11 protein-coding genes are annotated in these 9456 nt (G+C 51.5%); 9 read left to right on the top strand and 2 right to left on the bottom strand.

All coding sequences use genetic code 11. The annotated features are described in order from the left end of the window. A partial coding sequence (locus V7Z75_RS13710; RefSeq protein WP_334109214.1) for a helix-turn-helix domain-containing protein occupies positions 1–968 on the bottom strand: 968 nt, incomplete at its 3' end. 346 nt (positions 969–1314) lie between these two features. On the opposite strand from V7Z75_RS13710, the gene V7Z75_RS13705 reads away from it, so the two are divergent. The 9 genes from V7Z75_RS13705 (at position 1315) to napH (ending at position 8646) form a co-directional block, all read left to right on the top strand. After that, positions 1315–2178, top strand: a complete 864-nt coding sequence (locus V7Z75_RS13705; protein ID WP_334109213.1) for a methylamine utilization protein MauF — start codon at positions 1315–1317, stop codon at positions 2176–2178. A 64-nt stretch (positions 2179–2242) separates the two neighbouring features. Continuing rightward, positions 2243–3448, top strand: coding sequence for a methylamine dehydrogenase (amicyanin) large subunit (gene mauB, locus V7Z75_RS13700; RefSeq protein ID WP_334109212.1), 1206 nt, complete (start codon positions 2243–2245; stop codon positions 3446–3448). 15 nt (positions 3449–3463) lie between these two features. Next, entirely contained in the window at positions 3464–4021 is a 558-nt protein-coding gene (locus V7Z75_RS13695; RefSeq protein WP_334109211.1) for a MauE/DoxX family redox-associated membrane protein, read from the top strand. A 12-nt stretch (positions 4022–4033) separates the two neighbouring features. Then, positions 4034–4651 carry a methylamine dehydrogenase accessory protein MauD gene (gene mauD, locus V7Z75_RS13690; RefSeq protein WP_334109210.1) on the top strand — a complete coding sequence of 206 codons (618 nt, stop codon included), beginning with the start codon at positions 4034–4036 and terminating at the stop codon, positions 4649–4651. 45 nt (positions 4652–4696) lie between these two features. Further along, positions 4697–5257, top strand: coding sequence for a methylamine dehydrogenase (amicyanin) small subunit (gene mauA / locus V7Z75_RS13685; protein WP_334109209.1), 561 nt, complete (start codon positions 4697–4699; stop codon positions 5255–5257). Positions 5258–5288: 31 nt separating this feature from the next. Further along, positions 5289–6296, top strand: coding sequence for a tryptophan tryptophylquinone biosynthesis enzyme MauG (gene mauG, locus V7Z75_RS13680; protein WP_334109208.1), 1008 nt, complete (start codon positions 5289–5291; stop codon positions 6294–6296). 5 nt (positions 6297–6301) lie between these two features. Next, positions 6302–6763 carry a hypothetical protein gene (locus V7Z75_RS13675; protein WP_334109207.1) on the top strand — a complete coding sequence of 154 codons (462 nt, stop codon included), beginning with the start codon at positions 6302–6304 and terminating at the stop codon, positions 6761–6763. A gap of 330 nt (positions 6764–7093) precedes the next feature. After that, on the top strand, positions 7094–7804 hold the full coding sequence (gene napG, locus V7Z75_RS13670; protein ID WP_334109206.1) for a ferredoxin-type protein NapG: 711 nt from the start codon (positions 7094–7096) through the stop codon (positions 7802–7804). Continuing rightward, complete coding sequence (gene napH, locus V7Z75_RS13665; RefSeq protein WP_334109205.1) at positions 7801–8646, top strand: quinol dehydrogenase ferredoxin subunit NapH; 846 nt, start codon at positions 7801–7803, stop codon at positions 8644–8646. The genes napG and napH overlap by 4 nt, the downstream gene beginning before the upstream one ends. Before the next feature lie 179 nt (positions 8647–8825). On the opposite strand, the gene azu is transcribed toward napH, so the two are convergent. Then, positions 8826–9272 (bottom strand): azurin, encoded by a 447-nt coding sequence (gene azu / locus V7Z75_RS13660; protein ID WP_334109204.1) that lies wholly within the window; start codon positions 9270–9272, stop codon positions 8826–8828. Positions 9273–9456: the final 184 nt, after the last annotated feature.

Below are 9456 nucleotides of genomic sequence, written 5' to 3'. Positions count from 1 at the left end.
ACAGCACGGCGCAGGGTGTCGATGGGGCATTCGCCGAACAACTCGCGGTAATAGCGAGAGAACAGGCTCATGTGCCAGAAGCCCCATTTGGATGCCACGCTGGCAATGGAGGTGACATTGAGGGGATCAGATTGCAGCTCCGCCCGGATCCGGTGCAGGCGCACATTGCGGATGTAGGTGACAGGCGTGACGCCGAGCACCTTGGCAAATGCATGGTTCAGCGTGCGGCGGCTGATACGCAGGTCGGTGCAAATCTCGCTGATCGTAAGTTGTTCATTGACGTTGGAGAGTACGACATCTCGTACCCGGTTGACGATGTAGCGGTGGATGCGGTGGTCGTAGTGACGGCCGGAAGGCTCCTTGACCTCCATTAGTGCATTCATGCATACCGCAAGCAATTCATCCTCGAAATGGCGCCACATGCGCAGGGAGTCTTCCTGATTGGCCTCGGTGATATAACGTAGGCCATCTGCTAGGGCTGTGATGATGCGGCTGGTGGTTTCAGGGGAAATCAGCTCTACTGGTTTGACGTTCTCCATGAGTTTGGGCAGGTCAACTGCTTCTACCTGCTCGGCATAATACTCAAGCCGTTGGGCTGAAATGACAGCGGCAGTAATCTCTGAATAGTTTGAGGTGCGGAACAGCAGCTCGCTGTTGCTGTTCAGGGTGATCAACGATTTTTCCTTCAAGGGCAGCATGCCCCAGGAGGATTCGCTATCCACAATTGAAGCTACGCCGATGACATAGGAATTTTCTGGCGGGCGCGCGTGTTCATCCACAGCGCGGTTCATCGATTCACGGAATATCTGCAAGCCGTTACGGCTCAGGCTGTTGAGGGAGCCTGAAAAGGCTCCTTTGTTGAGTTGCGTCCAGAATGGCAGGGACTCCGCTTGCTCCAGCACGTCCTCCGTTGATCGCGTTACCAGGTGTAATGCGCGGTCATCCAAGAACTCTTTATCCTGACCCATATACCTCGCCTTTTTGTAATCATGTGCTCCCCACATTAAATACGCCCGCAATACGTATCTTTAAATTATTTAAAGGAGCTCTTTTTGGCAGTTGTTTTTGGTCGAGCTTATTCATTTTATATGAATGCTCAACTATATACCGATCAGTAAATTATGGAAGCAAAGAGATATTGTGAATAATAAAAATTGGCAATAGCCAGCATTGCGGTTCCGGGTCGGAGACTTATGCCGATTATTGCTATGGGGTTATCGATAGGCCGATTAAAGTAGAGCCGTGTTAATTTTTACAAATTGTTAACATTTCATTAACCATTAGAAATGGCCAATTGGCCTAGAAGGAGGAAACGTGAGTACAAATGCAAAATTCTCTCGTCAGCCATCTGGTGGCGAAGTCGGGGTTGCTTGTATTCCTGATGCGATCAGTTTTTCTGAATCGCGTTCAGGTGCGGCGCGTTTTGCGTTGCTGGCATCCGCCATTGTCGCAGGTCTCGCTGGTGGCGCAGCATTGCACTCATCTGCAGTTTCTACGACAAGCGCATTGACTAGTTTGTTTCTGGTGCTGACGTTGATTGGTGGTTTTCTGTCAACTTGGTCGCCATGTGGCTATTCCAGTCTGAGCCTGTTGCGTCCGCATGGTCGCTATTCTATCGGATCCGTGGTGCGTTGGGCGCCTACTTTTGCTACGCATGCCCTGGGCTATGCGATTGGCGCAGTAGTGCTTGGCGGCATTTTGGGTACTGTAGGCTGGCTGCTGTTCACCTCTGTACCTTTTAACTACATGGTGATTGGCATGGCTGTGCTGGCGCTGGGCTATGGTGCGCATCAGCTGGGTTTCCTGCGTATGCCTTACCCGCAACGTCGCGCTCAGGTGCCTCATGATGCACGCTTCCGCTTCAGCTCCCCTGTGATCGGTCTGCTGTACGGGTATGCGCTGGGCATGAACTACATGACTTATGTGCAAACTCCCATCCTGTATATCGTGACTGGTGTTGCCCTGTTCTGCGGCGGTATCGTGGACATCAAGGCTGCCATCGCGATTATTGCCGTCTTCAACATTGGCCGTTGTTTGCCTGTGGCCGTGAATTTCCTGCCTATCAAGAACGTAACTGTTCAAGCATGGCTGGCTCGCACGCAGGAACGTGCTGTTGAAGTTGACGGTTTCCTTCTGCTGTCCGTAGCTACTGCATCCCTGGTGCTGTTGGCTCTGTGATAGTGGGTGAGACGTCAAAGTAAGAAGTATCTGGAATATAACCTTAACAATGTCTGGAGGAAGTATGACAACATTCCAACCTAGTCGCCTGATAGGACAGCTCGCCGTAGCTGCTCTACTAGCATCAGCATCATCAGCATTTGCGGCTGATGCTCCATCGGGATCGAGCGTGCCAAGCTCCCTCGGTGCAATCGGTACTGCCAAAACAGAGGAAGCCATCACGATTGAAAAAGGCATTCCTGCCGATGCCAAGCGTGTTTACGTGCAGGATCCTGGCCACTTCAACGTGACAACCACTGTTTACAGCATCGACGGCAAGAGCAACAAGCTGCTCGGTATGACCGATACCGGCAAGTTGGCTCACCTCATGTTGAGCAGCGATGGCAAGTTCTTCGTAACCGCTAACACGACATACTCCCGTATTGCTACCGGCAAGCGTGATGATTATGTACAAGTGATCGATGCGCAGAACCTCAACGTACTGGCTGATATCGACATTCCTGAAGGCCGTTTCCTGACCGGTGTGATGCCTACGCTGGCTGGTATCTCTCCTGACAACAAGAGCATGTACTTCCAGCAGTTCGCTCCATCGCCAGCTATTGGTCTGGTCGATCTGGAGAAGAAGTCCTTTGTCAAAATGATGGATATTCCTGACTGCTACCAGATTTTCCCTGTGGCCAATCAGAATTTCTTCATGCACTGTCGTGATGGTTCCCTGATGCAATTCACTCATGACGATAAGGGCAATATCAAGCAGAAGCCAACCAAGGTGTTCCACGCCGAAGATGACTACATGATCGTAAACCCTTATTACTCCAATACTACCGGTCGTCTGGTATGGCCTACTTATGAAGGTCGCATCTTCCAGGCTAAGCTGTCCGACAAGGGTGCTGAATTCCTGAAGCCATTTGACATCTTTACCGCTGCGGAAAAGAAGGCGAACTGGCGTCCAGGTGGTTGGCAGCCAGTTGCGTACCATAAGGCGCGTAATGAAATCTATGTGCTGGCTGACCAACGCGCCAAGTGGACTCACATCACTTCAAGCCGTTATGTATTCGTTATTGATGGCACTTCTGGCAAACGTCTGCGCCGTATTGATCTGAAGCATGAGATCGACAGTATCAGCGTGACCCAGGATGCAGCGCCAAACCTGTACGCTACTTCTGGTGGAGACAAGACTATGTTCACGTTCAATGCCTTGACCGGCAAGCAAACTGGCAAGGTTGACGAGCTGGGTCGTGCTCCTGTTATCACTATGACATTGGAATAAGTTAAGAGGCGCAATATGAACTGGCTTATTGATGATCCAACTGCTGTGGTACTGGCCTCGTTATTTCTGGCAATGATTCTGGCTGCGGCAGCTGTGCCCAAGCTCCGCCAACCGGAAGAGTTTCAGGGCGTGGTGGCAAATTATCGGTTGTTACCTGCTTTTCTGGTGACGCCGTTTGCAAGATTGCTGCCATGGGTCGAGCTGGTTTGTGCAGCGGCACTGCTTGTGCCACCGGTGCGAGAAATGGCTGCATGGTTGGCCGCGGCTCTTTTCGTGATGTTCGCGCTGGCGCTGGCAATCAACGTCGGACGTGGTCGTACACATATTGATTGTGGTTGCGTGCGTCGTCCTACCAGCATGAGCCGTATCGGAATGTTCCATGTGTTACGGGCGATCGCCCTGGCTGGCGTGAGTCTTTACGCCGCCTCGATCCCTGTAGGTGTGGCTGACATTTCGTGGGTATCAGCGTTGTTGGGTGTGGCTGCTGCTGCAATGCTTGCGTTGCTCTATCTGGCTGCTGACCTCATGGTTGGTCTGCCGGAACGTGCTTCCAAGAAATTAGATTTTGAATAAGGAATAGAGATAATGAATAGCGGACTTCTTATTGCTTCTAACGTGCTGTTGTGGGGAGCATTTCTGGCCCTGGCAGCACTCATGCTCGGCGTCATTCGTCAGATTGGCCTGTTGCATGAGCGCTCAGCCCCATTGGGTGCCATGATGATTGATCACGGACCGGATGTTGGTGAACGTTCACCAGTATTCAGCGTGACAACTATCGACGGCGTTCCAGTGACTGTAGGTCGTGCTGTAACTCCAGGTCGCGCAAGCCTGCTGATGTTTACTGGCCCTTCCTGCCCGATCTGCCAGAAGCTGCTGCCTATCATCCGTTCAGTTGCTGCAACTGAAAACACTGATGTGATCCTGATCAGTGATGGCACGCAAGCCGAGCATCGTGAGTTCCTGCGCAATCATCCCCTGGATGGCGAGCGTTACGTTGTCTCTGCGGAAATCGGCATGCGTTACCAGGTTTCCAAGGTGCCGTATGGCGTTCTTCTGGATAAGGATGGCGTTATTCAGGGTAAGGGTCTGTGCAACACTCGCGAGCATGTTGAAAGTTTGTTTGAGACTACTCGTCTGGGGCACTCAACCTTGCAGAACTTCCTTAAGCACGGCGCGGAAGATGCGTCGAAGCATGTGCATTAATGACTGACTCTACAAGTCGGAATATTTACGGAGAAGGAAAATCGTATGAAAAAAAATAAGGGTTTTGACTCAAGCATCGAGAAACTGGCACGTGGTACCGCCAGCAAGACCGGTCGTCGTAGCTTTATCGGCAAGTTGGGTGCATTCCTGGCTGGTTCCGCGCTGCTGCCACTGTTGCCAGTGGATCGCCGCGGTCGTGTGAACGAAGCACAGGCTGAAACCAAAAATGGCTTGACCAGAGATGGATGGAAGCCACAGGACAAGGATCCAAAGTCTTGTGACTACTGGCGTCATTGCTCCATCGACGGCAATATTTGTGATTGCTGCGGTGGTTCTCTGACATCCTGCCCTCCAGGATCTGAACTCTCCCCAAGCTCATGGGTTGCAAGTTGCTACAACCCAGGTGACGGTCAGACTTACCTGATTGCCTACCGCGATTGTTGTGGTAAGCAAACTTGCGGTCGTTGCAATTGTATGAACGTACAAGGCGAACTGCCGGTCTACCGTCCAGAGTTCAACAACGACATCGTATGGTGCTTCGGTGCTGATAACGATGCGATGACCTACCATTGCACAGTCTCCCCAATTGTTGGTAAGGCTAGCTAAATAGTAGGTTTGATGTGCAGGGTCTATTTCAATGAAGCATTTTTGTGGTCTGTTTGTTGTGTTTGGTATGGTGGCGGCAATGGGTGTTGGTTATGCCGCTGAGCTTCCTCCGCGGGAATCGTATCAGCGGCCTGCTGATATTCCATCGCCACCGTCCAATCCTCTGACCATAGAAAAGGTTGCATTGGGCAAGACCCTGTTTTTCGATCCCCGTCTCTCGCGGGACGGGGATATGTCTTGCGCTACCTGCCATAGTCCTAATTTACGCTGGAGCGATGGGCGGGTGCTACCCTTGAAGGCTGATGGCGTTCCGAATGCACGCCGTACGCCTACTGTACTTAATAGCGCCTGGCTGCATGCCCTGATGTGGGATGGCCGCGCTGCAACGCTGGAATCGCAGGCGCTCCTGCCGATTACCACGGCACATGAAATGAATTTTGAAATGCCCCTGCTGCTGGAAAGGCTGAAAGGGGTTGCGGGTTACCAACCGCTGTTTACGCAGGCATATGGCGATGCCGAAATTACCCAGAAGCGGGTGACTCAGGCGCTGGCAAGTTTCCAGCGTACGCTGGTTTCGAACACTGCGCCTTTTGATCGCTGGATAGCCGGGGATGAAAAGGCAATCAGCGAAAACGCCAAGCGCGGTTTCGCATTATTTGAAGGTAAGGCAAATTGTGTTTCCTGCCACCAGTCATGGCGTTTCACGCTGGATGATTTCCATGATATTGGTTTGGAAAGTGCAGACCCTGGCCGTGGCGCGAAGGTGCCGTCGCAACTGGCGGCATTGATGAACCATACCTTCAAGACGCCCTCATTGAGGGATTTGCCTAAGAATGGCCCCTTCATGCACGATGGTTCCATGCACACCCTGGAAGAGGTCATCAAGCATTATGAACAAGGGGGAGTCCAGCGCGAGAGTCTGTCAAAGGAGATGACGGCATTTGAACTTACAGATGCCGAAAGAGCCTATTTGATTGACTTCATCCATACTTTGGATGGCGGGCCACTGGAAGTGGAACTTCCTCATCTACCGGAGTAAAGATCATGACAAGAAAAACCAACAAAGCTGTTCATTTTCGAATGTTGAACCGCTCGGAGACGCTTGCCCAGCGTCATACGGGCTGGATGATGCGCTGGCAGTCGTGGCTGCTGGCATTGGTGGCTGGCTTTATTTTTAGCGCATCTCCCATGGCGTGGAGCGCTGATGTGCATATCATGGAACTGACGCATCACGAGTTTGACCAGTTCAGCTTTGTACCCAAGCCCGGTGATCGTATCGAGGTTCATAACAATTCGGACATTGTGCATTCGATTTATGTGACTTACCCCGATGGCACTATCGTTAATTTGAGCGAATCTGCTGCGCAATTGCCAGGCACGAAAGTGTCATGGACGGTGCCGGAAGATGCTGAAGAGGGTGACGAATATGTCATGCGATGCTGGATACACACCATCATTCGCGCAAACCTGAAAGTGAACCAGTCCGCGTCACAAGTGCGTAGATAAGGTTGAGATTAAGCAAGTGAAAATGCGTAAGTGAAATAGTCGTGTTGATGGTTGAGAGTGTACGCCATCAACATTTGAAGGTTGGTAACTGTGAGTTTTTGCCAGAGCAGATTGGAGCTGCGTAAGCGGGGGTTTTAAGCTGAAATTTTTTCTGCTGGAGACTGCAAATCTGGACCATGTATTATGGATTTTCTGGAACTTTTTTATACCAGTAATGAGTCGTTACAATAAGAATACATTGAATTATTTATTGTGATGATGGTCGTATAATTCGGTAAAAACTGATACTTCCTGGCATCACAACCACCTAGTAGTAATGGAGATGCGATCATGGCTGAAGACGGAAGTAACAAGCCTGCGTCAACGATAGAAGAGCCTGAACGCAGGCGCATGTTTAAAAAGGTGACGCGCCGATTGGGCGCGGCTGTTGTTGGTTCCATTATTGGCACTGCCTTGCTCAGGTCGCGTCCTGCGCCTGCTGCTTCTGTATTGCGACCGCCGGGCGCCCTGGCGGAAAAGGATTTCCAATCGGCCTGCGTGCGTTGCGGCTTGTGTGTGGAAGATTGTCCGTTCGATATCCTCAAACTGGCCACTTGGGCCGATCCCGCGCCTATGGGCACCCCGTTTTTCACTGCGCGGGAAGAACCGTGCCGCATGTGTTACGACATTCCTTGTGTCGTCGCCTGTCCGACCGGCGCGCTGGATCCGTTGCTTACCGACATTCGCAAGGCGGATATGGGCGTGGCGGTGCTGGTGGATCACGAAAACTGCCTCAACTATAAAGGCATGACTTGCAGCGTCTGCGTGCGCGTCTGCCCTATCCGCGGAGAGGCCATTTCGCTCAAGCCTATCCATACCGAGTTGGGCGTGTTGCAGATTCCGACGGTGGATAGCACAAAATGCACTGGCTGCGGCACTTGCGAGAAACATTGCGTGCTGGCGGAAGCGACTATCCGCGTATTGCCGCGCGAGTTGGGATTGGGCCTGTCGGGGGCGAATGCTTCTGGCCGCGCGCCTGTATGGGCGGGAGTGAAAAGATGAAAGCGCTCGGAGCTGCGTTATATCGCCGCCGTTGGCTGCTGAGTCGGCGCTTTGTCCAAATCTTTATTGTGCTGGCTTTTCTGGTGGATTGGCCTGAAATCGGGCGCATCGCTCATGGCAACCTCTCTTCCAGCCTCTGGCTTGGCGTGTTGCCGCTGACCGATCCTTTTGTTGCGTTGCAATCCTTGCTTTCTGGCACCATGTTGGCAAAAACCGCACTGATCGGCGCGGCATTGATTGCCACGTTCTATTTTCTGTTCGGTGGGCGTATTTATTGCAGTTGGGTATGTCCGATCAATATGGTGACGGATCTGGCACACTGGCTGCGGCAGAAGCTTAATGTGAAGGGCAACATGACCATGCCGAAAGAGGTGCGCCTGGGAGTGTTGGGCATGTCGCTGGTGCTGACCGTGTTGAGCGGTACCTTGGCATGGGAGAATTTCAATCCCATTACCTTATTCCAACGTGAACTCATGTGGAGCTCACTGGCAGGAAGCATGGTATTGCTCAGCCTATTTCTGTTTGATTTGCTGATAACCCGCCGTGGCTGGTGCGGACATCTGTGCCCGGTGGGTGCATTTTATGCCGTGCTAGGACGTTATGGTCACCTGCGGGTTACTGCCAAGGAATCAGGCTCCTGTGCTGGCTGTGGTGCCTGTATCAAGGTCTGCCCCGAGCCGCATGTGCTGGCTCCTGTGGTATCACTCAAGGCTAGCTCAGTCACACATGGCGATTGCACCCGCTGCGGCGCTTGTCTCGACAAATGCTCATCAGGTGCTATTTCTATGCAATTGGACTTGAGCAGCAAATCCTTCCGTAGTATCCCGATTGTCAGCAAGTAGCGCTCAAGGTTTTCACTGTAGACTTTGCCCCGGATTTGTTCCGGGGTTTTGTTTTTTTGTACTTGCAATGTGTTAAGTTGCTGCACAAAAAAATTCGGCGGATTGCTCCGCCGAACGAGGGTAGTAAAAACAGATCTACAAGGAGTGAACAAACCGGTCGATTGACCGGGATTGTTTAGTTAGTCAACCAGTTTGACTGTGCCGCGCATCATGAAAGAGTGAAATGCGAAAGAACAGAAGAAGGAATAGGCTTCACCATCTTTCAGAATACTGGGCTTGAATGTGACGGATGTTTTTTCGCCGCCACCCAGCAATGGAGTGAATGCCAGGACGCGAGGATCGTTTGGTGGCAGATAGTCCTTATCAATACCGGCTTCCATGCCAGCCTTGGCTACGTCTGTCACGTCAGATGTCTTGACCAGTACCCAGTTGTGACCCATGCCAGCCTTCGATGCTGTGCCAGTGTGAGCGAAATTGACAGTGAATTCCTTGCAGCTTTTTGGAACATCAATGGAGCGAACGTTGAACGACATGCTATCGCCAGCACTGACATTGACTTCACAGTTGCCGGCAAATGCAACGGCAGGAGCGGTTAAAAGCAGAGCTAAAAGAACGTGGGAGCGCATAATTTAAAGATCCAGTCTAAAAATAAAAAATGATTTGAGATTGCATCTCAAGTGTAACAATTGTTACGGCAGTCTCATTTTAGGTGTGACAATTGTCGCAGGATGGTAAGAATCGGCATTACTGAATTGTGAATCGCCCCCACTTTCCTAGACAGCTCAAGAGCCTCAAACTATGGAAGTTGAG

Origin of the sequence: Methylobacillus sp., assembly GCF_036844465.1 — a bacterium.
Taxonomy (GTDB): domain Bacteria; phylum Pseudomonadota; class Gammaproteobacteria; order Burkholderiales; family Methylophilaceae; genus Methylobacillus.
Note: the sequence above shows the minus strand (reverse complement) of the source record. Positions and strands in the feature narration are given on the sequence as shown.